General features: G+C 60.7%; 21 protein-coding genes. 10 read left to right on the top strand and 11 right to left on the bottom strand.

The genetic code is table 11. The annotated features are described in order from the left end of the window. Nucleotides 1–79: 79 nt before the first annotated feature. From IPL79_12175 to IPL79_12155, 5 genes are all read right to left on the bottom strand, one after another. Nucleotides 80–448: a glutaredoxin gene (locus tag IPL79_12175; GenBank protein MBK9071741.1), complete on the bottom strand. Its 369-nt coding sequence runs from the start codon at nucleotides 446–448 to the stop codon at nucleotides 80–82. Between the two features lie 136 nt (nucleotides 449–584). Further along, complete coding sequence (locus IPL79_12170; protein MBK9071740.1) at nucleotides 585–866, bottom strand: heme-binding protein; 282 nt, start codon at nucleotides 864–866, stop codon at nucleotides 585–587. A gap of 20 nt (nucleotides 867–886) precedes the next feature. Next, nucleotides 887–1,657, bottom strand: a complete 771-nt coding sequence (locus IPL79_12165; GenBank protein ID MBK9071739.1) for a hypothetical protein — start codon at nucleotides 1,655–1,657, stop codon at nucleotides 887–889. Between the two features lie 192 nt (nucleotides 1,658–1,849). After that, a complete protein-coding gene (locus IPL79_12160) occupies nucleotides 1,850–2,650 on the bottom strand; it encodes an IS3 family transposase (protein ID MBK9071738.1) in 801 nt (266 codons plus the stop codon). Then, nucleotides 2,647–3,036 carry a transposase gene (locus IPL79_12155; protein ID MBK9071737.1) on the bottom strand — a complete coding sequence of 130 codons (390 nt, stop codon included), beginning with the start codon at nucleotides 3,034–3,036 and terminating at the stop codon, nucleotides 2,647–2,649. Before IPL79_12155 ends, IPL79_12160 begins: the two co-directional genes overlap by 4 nt. 225 nt (nucleotides 3,037–3,261) lie before the next feature. Between IPL79_12155 and IPL79_12150 the strand changes: the two genes are divergently transcribed. From IPL79_12150 to IPL79_12130, 5 genes are all read left to right on the top strand, one after another. Then, on the top strand, nucleotides 3,262–4,503 hold the full coding sequence (locus IPL79_12150; protein MBK9071736.1) for a hypothetical protein: 1,242 nt from the start codon (nucleotides 3,262–3,264) through the stop codon (nucleotides 4,501–4,503). Nucleotides 4,504–4,838: 335 nt separating this feature from the next. Further along, nucleotides 4,839–5,561, top strand: a complete 723-nt coding sequence (locus tag IPL79_12145; GenBank protein MBK9071735.1) for a TetR/AcrR family transcriptional regulator — start codon at nucleotides 4,839–4,841, stop codon at nucleotides 5,559–5,561. Between the two features lie 18 nt (nucleotides 5,562–5,579). Beyond that, nucleotides 5,580–5,882 (top strand): hypothetical protein, encoded by a 303-nt coding sequence (locus IPL79_12140; GenBank protein MBK9071734.1) that lies wholly within the window; start codon nucleotides 5,580–5,582, stop codon nucleotides 5,880–5,882. A gap of 99 nt (nucleotides 5,883–5,981) precedes the next feature. Beyond that, complete coding sequence (locus tag IPL79_12135; GenBank protein ID MBK9071733.1) at nucleotides 5,982–6,371, top strand: hypothetical protein; 390 nt, start codon at nucleotides 5,982–5,984, stop codon at nucleotides 6,369–6,371. 131 nt (nucleotides 6,372–6,502) lie between these two features. Further along, nucleotides 6,503–7,096, top strand: coding sequence for a lysoplasmalogenase (locus IPL79_12130; GenBank protein ID MBK9071732.1), 594 nt, complete (start codon nucleotides 6,503–6,505; stop codon nucleotides 7,094–7,096). 34 nt (nucleotides 7,097–7,130) lie between these two features. On the opposite strand, the gene IPL79_12125 is transcribed toward IPL79_12130, so the two are convergent. Continuing rightward, nucleotides 7,131–7,640 carry a hypothetical protein gene (locus IPL79_12125; protein MBK9071731.1) on the bottom strand — a complete coding sequence of 170 codons (510 nt, stop codon included), beginning with the start codon at nucleotides 7,638–7,640 and terminating at the stop codon, nucleotides 7,131–7,133. Nucleotides 7,641–7,720: 80 nt separating this feature from the next. Further along, a complete protein-coding gene (locus IPL79_12120; GenBank protein MBK9071730.1) occupies nucleotides 7,721–8,731 on the bottom strand; it encodes a cysteine synthase A in 1,011 nt (336 codons plus the stop codon). A gap of 205 nt (nucleotides 8,732–8,936) precedes the next feature. Between IPL79_12120 and IPL79_12115 the strand changes: the two genes are divergently transcribed. Continuing rightward, nucleotides 8,937–9,737, top strand: a complete 801-nt coding sequence (locus tag IPL79_12115) for a hypothetical protein (protein ID MBK9071729.1) — start codon at nucleotides 8,937–8,939, stop codon at nucleotides 9,735–9,737. Here the strand turns inward: IPL79_12115 and IPL79_12110 are convergent. From IPL79_12110 to IPL79_12095, 4 genes are all read right to left on the bottom strand, one after another. Further along, a complete protein-coding gene (locus IPL79_12110) occupies nucleotides 9,728–9,976 on the bottom strand; it encodes a hypothetical protein (protein MBK9071728.1) in 249 nt (82 codons plus the stop codon). The genes IPL79_12115 and IPL79_12110 overlap by 10 nt on opposite strands. Nucleotides 9,977–10,001: 25 nt before the next feature. Further along, on the bottom strand, nucleotides 10,002–10,430 hold the full coding sequence (locus tag IPL79_12105) for a DoxX family protein (protein MBK9071727.1): 429 nt from the start codon (nucleotides 10,428–10,430) through the stop codon (nucleotides 10,002–10,004). A 76-nt stretch (nucleotides 10,431–10,506) separates the two neighbouring features. Next, nucleotides 10,507–11,334, bottom strand: a complete 828-nt coding sequence (locus tag IPL79_12100) for a DUF1579 family protein (GenBank protein MBK9071726.1) — start codon at nucleotides 11,332–11,334, stop codon at nucleotides 10,507–10,509. 9 nt (nucleotides 11,335–11,343) lie between these two features. Next, on the bottom strand, nucleotides 11,344–12,672 hold the full coding sequence (locus IPL79_12095) for a hypothetical protein (GenBank protein ID MBK9071725.1): 1,329 nt from the start codon (nucleotides 12,670–12,672) through the stop codon (nucleotides 11,344–11,346). Nucleotides 12,673–12,886: 214 nt separating this feature from the next. Between IPL79_12095 and IPL79_12090 the strand changes: the two genes are divergently transcribed. Genes IPL79_12090 through IPL79_12075 form a run of 4 tightly spaced genes read left to right on the top strand, consistent with a single transcriptional unit; the run spans nucleotide 12,887 to nucleotide 15,652 of the window. Beyond that, a complete protein-coding gene (locus IPL79_12090; GenBank protein ID MBK9071724.1) occupies nucleotides 12,887–13,150 on the top strand; it encodes a hypothetical protein in 264 nt (87 codons plus the stop codon). A gap of 6 nt (nucleotides 13,151–13,156) precedes the next feature. Continuing rightward, the gene (locus IPL79_12085; GenBank protein ID MBK9071723.1) at nucleotides 13,157–13,657 is read left to right on the top strand and encodes a helix-hairpin-helix domain-containing protein; all 501 of its coding nucleotides are present in this window, start codon (nucleotides 13,157–13,159) and stop codon (nucleotides 13,655–13,657) included. Nucleotides 13,658–13,679: 22 nt separating this feature from the next. Beyond that, nucleotides 13,680–14,195 (top strand): peptidylprolyl isomerase, encoded by a 516-nt coding sequence (locus IPL79_12080; GenBank protein ID MBK9071722.1) that lies wholly within the window; start codon nucleotides 13,680–13,682, stop codon nucleotides 14,193–14,195. Further along, on the top strand, nucleotides 14,195–15,652 hold the full coding sequence (locus IPL79_12075; protein ID MBK9071721.1) for an oligosaccharide flippase family protein: 1,458 nt from the start codon (nucleotides 14,195–14,197) through the stop codon (nucleotides 15,650–15,652). Before IPL79_12080 ends, IPL79_12075 begins: the two co-directional genes overlap by 1 nt. Nucleotides 15,653–15,657 lie beyond the last annotated feature (5 nt).

The following is a 15,657-nucleotide window of genomic DNA, read 5'->3' as shown; positions in this document are numbered from 1 at the left end:
CGGGTACGCTCCCTCGTCGCGCCTTGCGCTCCGGGCGCCTCCACCACGAGTTTCGACCGAATAATTCATGCGCCGGCCCTTACGCCGCGAGCAAGCGATCGAACTCCCCTGAGTCCATGAGCTTCGCAAGGTCATCGGCGCCGCCGATGAGGGTGCCGCGGACAAAAATCATCGGAAAGGTTGGCCAACCGGTCCACATCTTGAGGGCATTGCGGCGCCGCCACGTGTTGAGATAGCTACCGTACTCAAGGTAGTGAAACGGCGTGCCATGGGCCGCGAGCAGGCTGCGGGCTCGCTTGGGCACCGGGTTTTGCTTCATCCCCACCACCACCACGGGGTGCGCCGCGACCGCCGCCTGAACTTCCGTTACGATATCTCGATGATGCGCCGCGATTTTCTCGCGTATGGCGGGATGGATCGAGGCGTCGCTTAAAATGTTGCGGGACATGGCCTCAACCTACCTTAAGCGCGAGCGCGATGCATGGCGTGCCGCCACGCCGTGGCGAAAAGATATCTTGGCCCGCGCGCGTGCTAGCGCCACGGCGGCGCACGTCACGGCACGTCGGTGCGTGGCGCTGTGTGGCTCAAGCGACTTCGATCGAAATTTCGTTGGTGCGGAGAAACCATGGTTTGTACGGCGGGTCGTATCGGGCCCACGACGGTTCGCCGACCGCGTGCAGCCCTTCGCGCGTTAGGCCCTTTTGCAAGATGGCGAGATGCTCATTGTAGTTGCGCATCGACCAGGTTCCCGAATAGCGGACGACCGCTACTTTCTTGGCAGCAATCTCTCGCAAATGCACGCGAGGATCGGTGGGCTCAGGTAGCGACGCAAGCACGTACTGCGAAGGGGTAGGTCGCCGCTTGATTGTGCGTCGGGTGCAGCGATCTATCGTCGGCTGAAGACATACCCGCAGGTTGGTGTCGTAGGCTCGTCGCTGTCTTGGCTGCCAAACCACACGCTGCTAATCTGTATCGTATGGTCGTCGAGGAATTCAATGCTCCCCGATTCGCCTTCAAAATCGTTCGGTACGTTGTTCCCCGATGACGGAGGTGCCAATGCCAGCGTTGCCGTCTTCGCATCAAACGTGAATGTCGAAAAGTAATCGTAGTAGACTTCAAATGGCGTCCACGTGACCGAAAATTCGCCGTTAACATAGAAAACAAGCTCTGGAATACCGCTTGGCGCGTTTTCAATACGCGACCCATCCGCACACGAGATCTGAGCTTCCTCGCGCCAGCTGTGCCTTAGCGGCGCAGCATCGTCGCTATCTGAATAGACATAGACGGTCTTCCCAACGGTGGGCGGTTCGGACGAACCGTCGCGAAGCGTTCCAACGACGCGATACTCAGCACCGGATATCGCATCAGGGGCAACGTGCAAGACCCCGTCAGGTAGTGCCTGCAATGAACCTTGGTACGTCGCGGTCCAGGACGCACACTGCGAAGGGAAATCGTGTCGGGCAAAAGAACCGTCGTAGTTGCCAGCAGAAAGCGAAAACGGCAGTGACTCTCCTGGCTTTGCGCCGAGAATTTGCACCCAGGTATAATTGGTACCTACATAATCAAAATCATCATAGTTGCATGGTGAGTCGCTATCGCCGCAACAAGCTAGAAATCCCAGAATGACGGCGATCGCCGTAATTGTAGACTGCGCCACGCACCGGTGATAACGCGGTTGCCCAATCCAGGCAATCGCTGTCTTAAGCCACCTGCATTGCAAGCTTACAGTGTGACGAGCACGACAAAATAAGATGGCGAAGCGATAGGCGTACTAACAACAGATCTTGGCCGCTCCTATTAGTGCCATCATAGCCCCTGCTGCTGGAAAGCACCCCAATTGAGTTGTCACTTAGCTGATTTGGTTGGCTAGGTACTCCGATGGGCTTTGGTAGGCAAGCGCGGAGTGTGGCGCTTGGCCGTAGTCGTCAAACCAGGCTGGCAAAAGGGCCAGCACGGTTTCAGGCGTATCGCAGTCATGATTGTAAACGTAGTCGCGCTTGAAGGTTTTAACGAAGGCCTCAGCCATGCCATTGCTCTCTGGGCTGTAGGCGCGTGTGGCGCACGGCAGAAGGCCGAGAGCCTTGCCAAGGTCGGTGGTGTCTTTTGCGCGAAAAATGCCGCCGCGGTCTGTGAGCCATTGAATGGAGCGCGGCGTTCGCAAGCTATCAAATCTCCCAGCCACCGCGGCGACCATCAAGTCTTGGATGTCGGTGGCGAGCAAGGGTCTGGTGTGCGCGACAAACGCCAGCGCGCCACGGTCGCAGCAGTCAAGCGCGAAGGCGACGTAGACCTTCTCTCGGTTGAAACATTTGATTTCAAATGCGTCGCTGCACCATCGCGTATTTGGCGTCGTCACCATGACCTTGCCGGTGTGCGGCCGCTTGGGCCCGTACACGCCGGTGGGCAGCACGAGGCCGTGCATGCGCATGAGGCGATATACGCGCTTGCGGTTGATCCGAGGCCAATCCTGGCGGTTTAGCATCACCGTGATGCGCTTGTAGCCATACGTCGGTCGCACGGCCAGCATGTCGCGGATCCGCGCCACGATCGCCGCGTCGTCTTGCCGGTGGTAGAACACGCGCGTCTTGCCGGTCTTGTTGCGATACAAGGCTTGCCGCGAGATGCCAAATTCGCGCGCCACCTGGCTCACCGGATGCCTCGCTTCTTTGTCGAGGACGGCTTTGGCGAGCCAGACGCTGGTGTCGCCAGTTTTTTTTGGAGAATCTCCACGGCGTCTTCCAAGATCGCCTTGCCCACGGCCATGTCGGCGATGGCGCGCTTAAGCTGCTGATTTTCTCGGCGTACTTTTTCGAGCTCCGCGAAGAGGTCGACGGGCGGGTCAATGAGTCGGTGTGGTTTGGCCATAAGCTCTCGCCGCCAAAGATACAACGTCCCCACCGCCACCCGGTGCTTGCGCGCCACCAGCGCCAGCGGCACGCCGCCGGCCGTGTGCTCCAGCAACATCTGCCAGCGGGCGGCTGGGCTAAACCTGGTTTTCCTGTGATTTCCTACGCTTGTCTGTGATTCGATCTGCATGTGTCATCTCCTTGAGGGAGTGACAACTTCAAATGGGGGTTACGAACACTGCCCGTATCGGCGCCGGCCACTAGCCCTGTCTGCCGACGACTTGTCATCCAGCCGCCAATCCCATTAGTGGGGTATACATGCCTCACTTGGAGCAATATGTATGACTTAAGTTGTTGAATCGTCATCGCCTGAATTGACGCTCCATATGGCACAAATGTTGAATATTGCGATTGCATGATGTCTGCGTTTAAGTTTGGGGTGCTGATCAACATACTGGCTGCGACGGCGGCGTTGGCCGAAACGCGCGGGCCGGTCAAAATGAGAAACGCGCCCAGCGATGTGGGCGTCGCAGCGAATTCCGCACGCGTTGGGCAGCGTTCTGTTCGGGCAAAGCGGAAAGCCACCCAAAAGCTCACGACGGCGAGGCTGCAGCCTGCTAGCAAGCGGGCCGCTAAACGGAGTGACGAGGCCACGCTGACAACCATCGCCAAGTTGGAGCAGCGGCTTGCCGAGCTGACCGCCGATCTGACCACCCACAAGGTTGCCGGCATCAAGGCGCAGCGCAAAGGCCAGGCGGTGGCTCATCGTGCATTTTTTGACTTAAACGGTCGTGCGACCATCAACTTACTCGATGCTGAAGACGGCGACATCTTTAGCGTCGATGGTGAATGGCATACCGTCGATTATCGAACGGCAAAGCTCTTGCGAAAAAACCCAGGTCAATACGTGCGGAATGGTAACGGCAGTAACCCTGTATTCGTCGAGGTCCTAGGTGCAGATAATGCCATTTCCCCGGAAGGCACCAAGCACCTCCGCCTACACCACAAATTTGCTACGCATCCTATGCAAAAATTCTTAGCCGAGAAGCTAGTCGGACTTTCTGTAGCATTTGCAAACGAAGACGTGTCTAACACCGGCGAAGTGCGGAGAGCGACCGAACAGTATGCTCATCCATCGTTGCGAGTCTTTAGCGCTGAGACCGGCAGCAAGCAGGTGTCGATTAAACGCGTCGGGAAAGTCGTTGCAGAGCGGATCATGGAAGAGAGCACCGGATGGGCCCCTTATGTGCTGCCAGTGGTGAAGGGGGCTACGTTCAAGTTTATGCCCTTATTTGCCTCGAAGACTGGATCCTATGATTCAGCGTCCGATTTATGGCTAGACATCTCGTTTGTTAGCAATGCAACCCGCGAAGAAACCAAGCTTGGCAGAATGGACTACAAATCAGTGAGCTCGTTGGTGCATACCGCCAGCGAAACAGGCGTCTACATGGCGCGTTCGAATGCGCCGAGTGTTCCAAAGAAAACATCGCCTGACGCGCCCGACGTATCTATTCTGTTACGTGTTGAGGAAGCATACGAAGCCCAGACGCCAGCGGCGTTGAAACGCGAATACGGCGAGTTCAAAGAAGTCAGCACCGGCCTCTACGGCCGAGGCATCTTGTGGATTACTTCCATGATGTCTTCCGTGCTTCGTTAGTGGGTGCGGTGGCTGAGCGCAAGCGGACTACAACGCCGGAGAGGATGTGAAATTTCAGGGAGGCCGACATGCGAGAGAATCTTGGTGGTGACGTCGGGCTTGAAGATTTAGGCAACAGCGTCACCGGGTCACGTACTAGGCAAAATACGTAAATAATTACAGGTGGATGCCGACCAAAGTGCTTGATTTTAAGGTTTGGAAATCAAGCACTTTGGTCGCCAACTAATTAAAAATTAAGCTGTTTTTGGGGCCGAACGTGACCCTTGATCCGACCCTTGACCCGATTTGGGACCGAAGGCATTGTAAATGTGAACGTGTTCAAATACAAATTGAACATGTTCGAAAAGGGGTTGGCGACCAGGCAGAAGCTGCTCGATATCTCGCTGCAGCTGTTTCGCGAGCGCGGGTTTGATCAAACCACCATGCGCGATATTGCCAAGGCGGCGGGGATGGCGACGGGCGCGGCCTACTATCACTTCCCCAGCAAGGACGCGATCGTCGCGGCCTATTACCACACGGTGCAGGAGACGCACCTCGCGGCGATGCAGGCGAGTTTTGCGGCGGCGAGCGGCGGCGGTCCCGGCGGCAATGCGACGCTGCGCGATCGCCTCGTCATTGCGTATCGCACCGCGATCGACGTCATCGCCAAAGACCGCATGATGCTGCACGTGGTGATGCGCACCATGGGCGATCGCGATCATCCGTTGTCGGTGCTAGGGCCTGGCACCCATGAGGTGCGCGAGATGAGCCGCGAAATTTATGTCACCGCACTGCGCGGCACCGAAGTGCCAGAGGAATTCATACCAGTGGTATCGCGCGCGGCCATGGCGCTGCAGATGGCGCTGGTGTTGTACTTTTTTTACGACACGAGCACTGGCTTTGCGCGCACCTACCGCCTCGCCGAGCAAGCCGCCGCGCTCGTTGCCGAACTCTTGGCAGCGGTGAGCTCGCCCATGGGGCAAATGTTCGCCAAGCCGCTGCTGGCGCGCATCGAGCGCGTATTGCAAGAGGCCGACATCTTGCCGGAGGCGTCCACGCCTGAGGCTGCGAGTAGATAAATCACCAAGGAGCATGTCATGCAACAAGAACTGACCGTCGACGCGATGAATTGCCGGCCCTCGCTTGCCAGCCAGGTGTGGAAGTACGCGCGCTTGATCGTCTTGCCGTGGATTTTCAATGCGGTGTCGTTCGTGCTTATAGCCGGCGCTTTCACAGTCGCAAATGGGTATCTCGACGACGGGCCGTTTTTGTATTTTTGGTACGTAGCGCTGGCAGGCATAGCTGTCCCGCCTGTTAGCTGGCTCAATCCCTTGGTTGTTATTGCAATGGTTGCGCTTAGCTGGCGGAAGCGAGAGAAGGTTGTAAGGGCAGGGCAATAGCCACCAGCTGCCGCCAGGCTGGCCCGCACTTCCCGCGAAGAGTTTTGTCATCAGCGGCAATCCCGCCGCTTGCACACACGCTAATGCAAAGGAGTCCGTATGAACCCGCAATTAATTTCCACCATTGCCCAGCTTTCTTATCTCGTGCTCACCATCTCGCTTGCGATTTGGGTGTGCGAGACCCTGCACAAAAACGGCCGCCTCTTTGTCGTTGACGCCTTCCACGGCGATGAGGCGCGCGGCGCCGCGGTCAACCAGCTGCTGCGCGTCGGCTTTTACCTGGTGAACCTAGGGTTCATCATGTTCTTTCTCTCCACGGGCACGTATCCAGAAGCCGCCGGCGACATCATTCCGTACCTCGCGCAAAAGCTCGGTATCGTCAGCATCGTGCTCGGCGGCATGCACTACTTCAATATGCGCAATATTGCCAAGATGCGCAGCCGCGCGACCAAGCCCGACGCGCTGCCACCAACGTATCGAATGGCGTAGCCTCGCGACGAACCTAAAAAGAAGCTGGCCGGGGCGCCCTCGCGGTGGCGGCGCGCTTGTTCCTTTTGCTACTCTCTCGGAGAGCCATGGCTGCCCAGGTTTGGATAATTGCGGCATGCGGCTTATGCGCCGTGGCGGTGGCCGTTGCGTTAGTTGCGTATCGCCGTGGCGCGCGCGCAATCGAGGTCGCTGGAAAGTGCGTTGCGAGCAGCTGCTTCGTCGCGATCTGGTGGTTGCGCGCCGACGCGCCGTCGGCGTGGTTGCTCGCGGCGTTGCTCGGTTGCTTCGTTGGCGACGTCTGTTTGCTCGGGCGCAGCAGCCGCATGTTTGCCGCAGGCCTCGCCGCATTTTTGATCGCCCATCTGTGTTACGGCGCGGTCCTGCTGATCAACGCGCCTATCGACCTAAGGGTGCTCGGCGGTAGCTCGCTGTTGTTGGTGGCGCTCGGCGGCGCGACGTTTGGCAGGCTGCGGCCGCGCGTGCCGGCGCGGTTGCAAGTTGCGGTGGCGGGCTACTTTGTCGTCTTGCTCGGCATGTGCGCGCTTGCGGCGGGCGCCGTGGCGACGACGCGTCAGTGGCCATGGCTTGTGGGCGCCTTCGCGTTCGCGGCGTCCGACCTGGCCGTCGCGCTGCATCGCTTCGTCAACAACACCGGCGTGCATCGGATGTGGGGGCTGCCGTTGTATTATGCCGCGCAATTAACGCTGGGGTGGACGATGCCGTAGGTGCTGGCGCGCTACGAAATAGTTGCGTTGCGGCTTAGTTGTCGCCGCCGCCTTCTTCTTCCGGGAAGAGCCCGTTGAGCAGCGTCTCGCACTCCGCGACGGGGGGGGCTTCTGAGTCGAGAAACTCTTGGCAGCTTTGCGCTTCGAGTGCGGCGGGCAAATCTTCGAGACATGTGGCTGCGACGGCAGGATCAAATTCGAGCTCACCCGCGTCGACGCCGGCGGCGAGGTCTAGCTCATCAAGCGCTTCCTCATACATGGCGATGCACTGTTCAACGGTTTCAAACGGCAAATCATCGTCTGGCGCTGGACAAGCGACGATCTTTTCGCACGCAATACTCATCATCTCAAAAAAGGCAGCTTCTGCGGCGGCGCCGTCACCGACTGGCGTGGGGGTCGGTTCTGGTTCTGGCGCCGGGGCTGGCGTCGGTGTTGGTGCTGGAGGCTCGACGGTGTCGTTCGACTCACCGCAACCTGGCAGTTGGACCGCAAACAAGGCGGCGAGAAGCAGCGTCGGAATTAGAAATGGAGGTCGATTAGACATGGGCACGACATATCACAGGTGGCCCTGTGGAAACGTGGCAAATTTCGGCAAGGAATAGATGGCGTGGGGGAGGTCACAGGTTACGGCGCGCTCGGGAGGCCGGGCTCGCCGACCAGGCCCTTGCTCGCCAGCCACTCGCGATTCCATTGCCGGCTGCGATAGCGCTCGCCGACGTCGCACAAAATGGTGACGACGCGCGCGCCGGGCGGCAGCTGCAAGGCAACCGTCGCCGCCGCCCACACGTTGAGCGCGCCCGAGGTGCCGACGCACAGGCTCTCGTGTTCGATCAGCCAATAGGCCATCTTAATAAGCTGCTGGTCGTGCACGCTCATCGCGTCGTCGATGCGCGCGCGCGCGTAGTTCGCGGTGATGCGCATGATGCCGATGCCCTCGGTGATCGATTCGCCGCTCGACTTGATGACGCCGGTTTGCACGTACGAGCACAGGCCCGAGCCGCCCGGATCGGCGAGCGTCACGCGCACGGTAGGCGCCTGCTCCTTGAGATACGCCGAGACGCCTCCGATGGTGCCGCCTGTGCCGCTTGAGGTAACAAAGGCATCGAGCTTGCCGCCGACTTGCCGCCAAATTTCTGGGCCGGTGGTGCGATAGTGCACGTCGCTGTTGGCGAGGTTTTCGAACTGGTTGGCCCAAAACGCGCCGGGGCGCTCGGCGGCGACGCGCTTAGCGGTGTGGTAAAAATGCCCTTCGTTGGCAAACGCGGTGGGCGGTACGGTGATGAGTTCGGCGCCGAGGAGTCGCAGCAACTCGTATTTTTCCGCCGCCTGATTGTCCGGCATGACGATCACGACCTTGTAGCCGCGCGCGCGCCCAAGCAGCGTCAGGCCAATGCCCGTGTTGCCGGCGGTACCTTCGACGATGGTGCCGCCGGGTGGCAAGGCGCCGCTTTGCTCCGCGGCCTCAATCATGCCGAGCGCTGCGCGGTCTTTCACCGAGCCGCCTGGGTTCATGTGTTCGGCCTTGCCGAAGATGTCGCGCCCTAGCGCCTTCGAAAGTTTTACCAGATGCAGCAGGGGCGTATCGCCGACGGCACCCCACACCCCGCTCACCGCGCTCGTTGCTCGATTACTCATGGACCATATTTGTAGTGCGGTTGGATGACAAATGAAACGCAGCGTGCAGGTGATTGTATGCCCACATGTGATCGCGGTGGGTGTTGCGTGCCGGCGCCCGCAACGTCTTGCCCGCGACTCCAGTCGCATTGGGCCAGGGCTTGTTAGCAAGCCGCCCGCCAAGTTGTAGCGGGGCGGCGTTAGCGTTGATCCATGGAGTACAAGCATGTTTGAAGCCTACGACCATCGCCTCGCCGCTCACCGACCCAAGGCCTTTGCCGTGCCCGGCGTCGCGCTGCTAGTCGCGGTGTTTGCGACGATTCAAGTACGCTCGGTTTGGACGATCTCGGCGTTTTCGATGCCGCGCGAGCCCATTTCGATGGCGATCGCCTTGCCCGCGGAAACACCACCCCCACCGCCAAAACTTGGAGGTGGAGCGGTGCGGCCGGCACCTGTCAAGCCATCGATCAAGTCGAAGGTCAATTCACAAGTGCAACCGGTTAAACCGGCACCAGATGCGGAGCCGAAAAGCGCTCAGCTGCTCCCCGACGCACCGCCTGGCGAAGGGCTTCCCGACGGCGACCCCGACGGAGATCCGAAAGGCAAGCTGGGCGGCATTGGCAGCGGCACGAACTGCGACAACGGCTTAGGCGCAGATCCTAAACGATGCGGCACCGGCTCCGACGAAAAGATGGATGTGCGCGGCGAGATACCGCCGTCGCTGCTTCCGCCCACCGCCTTTCGCGCCAATCGGGTTTCCGGCAATGAGCAAATTCAGCCCGACGACCTCACCAAGCTCGAAATTTCGCGCGCCGGCAAAAACCGTTTGGTGATGAGCGTCAAAGTGTGCGTCGGCAGCGCCGGCGACGTTGCGGCCGCCACGCAAATTGGCGGCGGCACCGGCTTTGCCGCGTATGACGCCAAGATTCTGCGCGCGGTCGCCTCGTGGCGCTACAATCCATTTGTCATCAATGGCCGCGCAACGCCCGCCTGCTCGGTGGTGCAGTTTGTCTACGTTCAGCGCTGACGCCGCGCCGCTAGTTGCGCGCGCCAATCGGCGATATGCGCGGCCGTGATCCAAAAGCCGCAGATCGCGGTTGCGACCAAGGCAAACACCAGCGTCTTGCCGACAAATGCATTGAGCCACCATGCGATCGCGGCGACGAGCGTGCCAAGGCACAACCCGACCGCGAGGCGTTTTTGATTGCGCCTTGTCTGGGCGATCCATGCCTCCAGCTGCGCGTCGTTGCGATAGGGCTCCGCCATGGCGTATGCATTCCCTCCGGCGCGGTTACGAGCGCTTGCCGCGGGCGCCGGCGATCAGCTGGTCGATCGAAAAACGACCGGGGCCAAAGACGCCGATGGTGCCAAACACCACCAGGTACATCGCCGCCAGCTCGCGCTTGGCAAACGGGTCGCCACCATGCACGATGAAAAACGCGACGGCCATCGTAATTAGCAGCGGCAGCGCGGCGAGCCGCGTCGCCAGGCCTATCACCAGCAGCGCGGCGCACACGGCCTCGGCAAACACCGCCAAGCTGAGGCTCGCCGTGGCACCCAAGCCAATGGGATCGGGGAACTTGGCGGCGCCACCATTGATTAGCATTTGCAATTTTGGCCAGCCGTGGGTCAGCATGGCCGCGCCCGCCGCGACGCGCGCGATCAAGAGCCACACGCTGGTCAGCGTGGTGGCGTAGGGGATACTAAAAAATTGCAGCATCGCCGGCACTATAGCGTCAAATCGCCAAAATGCGTCGCGCAGGCCCGACGTTTGCTGTGGCAGGGCCAGGGGCGCGCTAGCTGCGCGTCCACAGCGTTTCGAGCGCCGGCCACAACTCACCGGCGGGCGAGATATTCGTCGCCGTCATGATAAACGAATCAGCCGAGGCGAGGCGCAGCTCGGTGCGCCACCCCCAACGCTCGGGACCGGCCGCATAGCTTCCCAGGACACTGATCGCGCCATCGTCTTGCGCTTTGCCGGTGCAAAACATCATCGCGCTGCCGGTGTGAAAGCTGTCGGCCCAGCACAATTCGAATTGCGCCTCGTCGATGTTATAGCCGAGCAACATTTCGCCCGCGTGAGGCTTGCCGATCACGGTGCCGACTTGTTCCAGGCGCAACCATCTGCCACCAAACAACGGTTGCACGTGCAGCTCGCCGCTCGTGATTTCTGGCGGCTGGCTAGGATCCATCCAAGTCTTGGTTTCACCGCGAAAATACCCGACAAAATTTGAGAGCTGCGCGTGATGCGCCGTCGCGCGGTCAAATGCTGGCTGCAAGTTCGGACGCTGCGGGCGCACGACGCAAAACCGCTGGCCCGTCGGAGCGCTCATCACCACCCACGTCTGAACGCGTTCAATGAGCTCCGCGCCGAGTGCTTGCAGCCGCGCGACCTCAGCCTCGATGTCGTCGGCCTCGATATCGAGATGCACGCGGCCTTCGTGCGCGACGCGCTGGACCATTAACACGGGCTCCGAAGGGCCGGTTGCCAAGTCGCGATAGCGGTCGCCTTGGGTCGGTTGCTTGACGCCGCGGCGCAGCGCCTTGGACCAAAACGTGGCGGCGTGATCTAGCTGGTCTGTTTGGCAATCGATTACGAAGGTCGAGAGTCGGCTTGTCGACATGCGCGTAAGCTATTCGATTACGTCGACATAGGGCAAGGCGTCGCCCATTTCGTCTGCATTGTCGCCGCGATTATTGAGGTCGCCCAGCCCAAGTTGGGCCTCGGCATTGTGGCCCCAACATTTTAGTTGAAAGCTATCGAGCAACGCACACGCCGCACCGCCACCAGAAACGGCGATGAGCTGCGCCGGCTCGCCGAGGGCGACCGCAGGCAAGCCGAGCCCGGTTTCGCCGTCGTCATCGCCCAGCGTTTCGGAATTGCCCTGACCATTGATCCCGCTTGCGCCGTAGCCCCAACATTTTACCTGGCCTGATTGCAGGATGGCGCAGACGCTCGTGAATGAAGGCGCCACCGACTTCACCGGTTCGCCAAGTTCAGTTTCGCTTGAGGACGCGCCAACTTCGCCAGGATCATCGCCGCGATTTTGCGTATCGCCCAAGCCGAGCGCGCCTTCACCGCCAAAGCCGTAGCAAAACAAACGGCCATCGGTGGTCACGACGCACGTATGATCTCCACCCGCCGCAACCTTCGAAATAGGCGCCGCAACCTCAATGGATGGCGCCACCGCGATGGTCTCGCCCGCTTGGCCGCCATAACTGAGGCTATCGCCTTGCACGAGGTTGCCATAAAAGCCGCCGCCCACGCAGATGGGGTCGCCGACGCCGAGCGTAAAGCAACTGTGAAGGTAGCCCAGCGTGACCTTTGTGATCGAGGCACCGGCCGAGGCGCCTTGGATCGCGGTAACGCCATCCCCGCGCGGCAATTCGTCGCCCAGCCCAAATTGGCCTAGCGAGTTAGCGCCCCAACAAAATACCTGCACGCCGACCACCGCGCAGGTGCCAGTACCGCCCGCGGAAATCGAATCAGCCGGCGCGATGTCAACGGTGGCGAGGTTCGAGATATCCCCAGACACGGCGCCGCGCGGCACCGTGTCGCCAAGGCCAAGCTCGCCTTGGTCATTGTTGCCCCAACATCCCACCGATTTGTCCTCAAAGCGAACACACGTGTGATACTCGCCGGCGGTGAGTTGAATGACTTTTTGCGATAGCGGCAAAAATGGGAGGCCGCCGCCCATCTCGGCTGGGTCGTCGCCGCGGAGGCTTTCGTCGGCGGACTCAAGGCCCAGCATGCCGCTCGCATTGCTGCCCCAACACTTAACCTGGCCGGTGCTGATCAAGACGCACGTATGTTCGCGGCCCATGGCGACCGAGGTGATGTGATCGCCAGCGGGGGGCACCGGGGCACATTCCTCTACATCATCGTCGCACGCCGAAATCGTCTCGACCGTCTCGCAATTGGCCGCGAGCAGCGAAAATAAACCCACGGCGAGTCGCTTCATATAAGGTGAGCTTAACAGGCCGAGCCGCGCTCCGCGATGTGGGTGGCGATATAGAGCCGGCCGGCGCAGGCGTGTGGCCGGGGTCACCTGGGACATACGCCTGTCCCAGGCGGACGGGGCATCAGCGCGCGGTAGGCGTAAACGCTTGGTTTGTTGCAGCACGCCCCGTGGCACACGCCTTGCTCTGCGTGGGGCACCCAATAAGGAGGGTGTCATGAGTGAAGCAAAGAAACGGTTTAATGTCGTAAGCCCCGTAGAGCGCAAAGACGGGAAAACATTCTGGGTGCGGATTGGGGTTGGCTATGCCAATCGCGACAACTCCATCAACATGTATCTCGACGCGTTGCCGGTCAACCAACGCTTGCAGCTGCGGGTGGCCGACGATGACGAAAAACTCGCCAGTGACGGCTCGCGCCGCCCGCCGAGCGTGCGTGCCCCCAGCCAAGCAGATGGCAGCTCTGCGGTCGCACCGTTTTAAGGAGCTATGATGATGAATACATTTTTCCAGCATAAAGCCGTACGCGCGGCGGGCATGGTCATCGTGGTGGCGGCAGGGTTTTTTATGTGGCTGCTGGCGCACGATGCGATCGCGAAGCCGGCGCGCGATCATGTTATTGCGTCGCAGGCGCGATCGCCGGGTGGGGTGCGCGTCACGCGAGTTGATCGTGGCAAGCTCGCCACGCGTATCGAGGTGGTGCGCAACATGGCCATGGCGATGGCGTCGGCTCAGCGCGCGACAACGCCGGAACCCGCCGCAGGCGCGTCCCGTGGCACGGTGAATCTCAACACCGCGACCATCGATGAGTTGCAGCGCTTGCCCGGCATTGGGCCATCTAAGGCGGCGATGATCATTGCGTGGCGGCAGCGGCATCGCGAGTTCCGCCGCATCGTCGACCTGCGGCGGGTAAAGGGCATTGGCTACAAAACGTTCAAAAAGTTGGAGCCGTTTCTCGCGGTGAGCGGGGCTACCACCTTGCGCCGCTGATGAACATTCGCTACGAATGGGCATGGCAAATCCAACCGCAACGTTTGATACCTCGCTCGGAAGCTTTACGGCCGAAATTTATCTTGAGCAAATGCCGGTCACGGCTGGCAACTTCATCAAGCTCGCGCAGAGCGGGTTTTATGACGGCCTGCATTTTCATCGCGTCATCCAAAATTTCATGATTCAGTTTGGTTGTGAGTTTTCAAAGGATCCAGCCAGCCCACGCGCGGGCACGGGCAACTCGCCGTTTGGCCGCATCCAAGACGAGCACCCACCAGCCCACAAGTTTTCCAACGAGCCAGGCACGTTGTCGATGGCCAATACGGGCCAGCCAAATAGTGGCGGCGGGCAGTTCTTCGTCAACACCGTGCATAACGCGTTTCTCGACTGGTTTTCACCGGGCGCGAGCAAGCATCCGGTGTTTGGCAAGGTCACCTCTGGCATGGACGTCGTTAAGAAAATTGAGACCACGCCGACCAAGCAAGACCGCCCAACCACGCCGGTCAAGATGAACAAAGTCACCATCTCCGGCATGTAATGTCGGTTGGGCGAGCCGCGGCGTCGGGCGCCATCTGGACGGTCGGCGCGGGGCTGCTGTCGCGCGGCGTCGGCGTCCTCGGCACGGTCGCGCTCACCCATTTTTTGCATCCCGACGATCTGGGCCCGGTCGCGATCGCCAGCATCATCGCGATGACCGCGAACTGGCTCACCACGTGGGGCTTTGGCCAATACCTCATCGTCAAGGGGCAAGATGCCCAGCGGGCCATCGTCATCTTTCACGTCACGATCGCGTATGCCGTGCTTGGCCTCATTGGGCTCGGCGCGGTGGCGGCGCTCGGCGGTGTGCTGGCGCCGCTGGTTAGCGCGCCTGAGGCGGCGGCGTTTGTGCCGGGCATGGCGCTGGCGTGGGGCATTCGGCGCATGGCTGCGGTGCCGGAGAAAGTGCTGGCGCTGGATCTGCGATTTCGCCCGATTGCACTCAGCAGCGCGCTGGGCGAGACGGTGTATGCCGTGGTCACGATTGGCGCGGCGATGCGCGGCCACGGCGCGATGTCGGTGATTATTGGCAACCTCGCGCAATCGGCGGTGATGTTGTTTGCCATGTCACATGCCGCGGGGCACCGCGCGTGGCTAACGCCGCAACCCTTGTCGCGGGCGCGGTTTGCCGAGATGACTCGCTATGGCATTCCGCTGTGTCTGGAGGGCCTCGCCCACAATGGCGCGCGCTATTGGGATCGCCTGCTGATGTCGAAGCTATTCATGCCGGGGCCGATGGCGCTCTACAACATGGCCTACAATTTGGCCGATATACCGGCGACGCATGTCGGTGAGCAAATTGGCGCGGTGTTGCTGCCGTCGTTTGCGCGGCTGTCGCATGAGGCCAGGCCGGCGGCATTTGCGCGCGCATGCGGCCTGCTTGGCCTCATTATTTTTCCGATGGCGATGGGCCTGGGCGCGATCGCGTATCCGCTGATCGAGGCGGTGATGGCGCCGGAGTGGCATGAGGTCGCGCCCTTGCTTATGATTTTGGCGGCGCTCTCGGTGGTGCGCCCGCTATCGTGGATGATTTCGACGTATCTCGAGGCGCAGCTGGCCACGCGCGCTCTGATCATTGTCGAGTTTGGCAAGCTCGTGCTCCTGCTCGGCGGCATCATCTTGCTATCGCGGTGGGGGCTTGAAGCCGCGGCGGCCTCGGTCGGCATTACCTACGCCTTGGCGAGCGTGCTTGGGCTGCGCGTCTTGCAGCAACGTGGCGTCTCGACCGCGGCGGTGTTGGCGCGGTTGGGGCGGCCGTTTTTGGCGGCGTCAATTATGTTCGTGGTGGTGTTTGGCGTCGAGCAGGCCTTGCGCCAGGCCATGGGACCGTGGGCGCAGCTCGCGATTTGCCTCGTGCTCGGCGTCGTTAGCTATGTCGCGATGGCCTTTTCGTTGTGCCGCGACCAGGTCGACGATTTGCTTGCGATCTTGCGTGACGTCCGCAAGCGGCGCGCTTAAACCGC

Source organism: Myxococcales bacterium (assembly GCA_016716835.1).
In the GTDB taxonomy this organism is placed as follows: Bacteria; Myxococcota_A; Polyangia; order Haliangiales; family Haliangiaceae; genus JADJUW01.
The sequence above is the reverse complement of the archived record's forward strand: the minus strand, read 5'-3'. Positions and strand labels throughout refer to the sequence as shown.

What these genes read in the sequence shown, in the direction of transcription:
- IPL79_12175 (MBK9071741.1), bottom strand. Translation starts at nt 448, where the DNA reads ATGTCCCGCAACATTTTAAGCGACGCCTCGATCCATCCCGCCATACGC.
- IPL79_12155 (MBK9071737.1), bottom strand. Translation starts at nt 3,036, where the DNA reads ATGCAGATCGAATCACAGACAAGCGTAGGAAATCACAGGAAAACCAGG.
- IPL79_12150 (MBK9071736.1), top strand. Translation starts at nt 3,262, where the DNA reads ATGATGTCTGCGTTTAAGTTTGGGGTGCTGATCAACATACTGGCTGCG.
- IPL79_12145 (MBK9071735.1), top strand. Translation starts at nt 4,839, where the DNA reads ATGTTCGAAAAGGGGTTGGCGACCAGGCAGAAGCTGCTCGATATCTCG.
- IPL79_12140 (MBK9071734.1), top strand. Translation starts at nt 5,580, where the DNA reads ATGCAACAAGAACTGACCGTCGACGCGATGAATTGCCGGCCCTCGCTT.
- IPL79_12135 (MBK9071733.1), top strand. Translation starts at nt 5,982, where the DNA reads ATGAACCCGCAATTAATTTCCACCATTGCCCAGCTTTCTTATCTCGTG.
- IPL79_12125 (MBK9071731.1), bottom strand. Translation starts at nt 7,640, where the DNA reads ATGTCTAATCGACCTCCATTTCTAATTCCGACGCTGCTTCTCGCCGCC.
- IPL79_12120 (MBK9071730.1), bottom strand. Translation starts at nt 8,731, where the DNA reads ATGAGTAATCGAGCAACGAGCGCGGTGAGCGGGGTGTGGGGTGCCGTC.
- IPL79_12115 (MBK9071729.1), top strand. Translation starts at nt 8,937, where the DNA reads ATGTTTGAAGCCTACGACCATCGCCTCGCCGCTCACCGACCCAAGGCC.
- IPL79_12110 (MBK9071728.1), bottom strand. Translation starts at nt 9,976, where the DNA reads ATGGCGGAGCCCTATCGCAACGACGCGCAGCTGGAGGCATGGATCGCC.
- IPL79_12105 (MBK9071727.1), bottom strand. Translation starts at nt 10,430, where the DNA reads ATGCTGCAATTTTTTAGTATCCCCTACGCCACCACGCTGACCAGCGTG.
- IPL79_12100 (MBK9071726.1), bottom strand. Translation starts at nt 11,334, where the DNA reads ATGTCGACAAGCCGACTCTCGACCTTCGTAATCGATTGCCAAACAGAC.
- IPL79_12095 (MBK9071725.1), bottom strand. Translation starts at nt 12,672, where the DNA reads ATGAAGCGACTCGCCGTGGGTTTATTTTCGCTGCTCGCGGCCAATTGC.
- IPL79_12090 (MBK9071724.1), top strand. Translation starts at nt 12,887, where the DNA reads ATGAGTGAAGCAAAGAAACGGTTTAATGTCGTAAGCCCCGTAGAGCGC.
- IPL79_12085 (MBK9071723.1), top strand. Translation starts at nt 13,157, where the DNA reads ATGATGATGAATACATTTTTCCAGCATAAAGCCGTACGCGCGGCGGGC.
- IPL79_12080 (MBK9071722.1), top strand. Translation starts at nt 13,680, where the DNA reads ATGGCAAATCCAACCGCAACGTTTGATACCTCGCTCGGAAGCTTTACG.
- IPL79_12075 (MBK9071721.1), top strand. Translation starts at nt 14,195, where the DNA reads ATGTCGGTTGGGCGAGCCGCGGCGTCGGGCGCCATCTGGACGGTCGGC.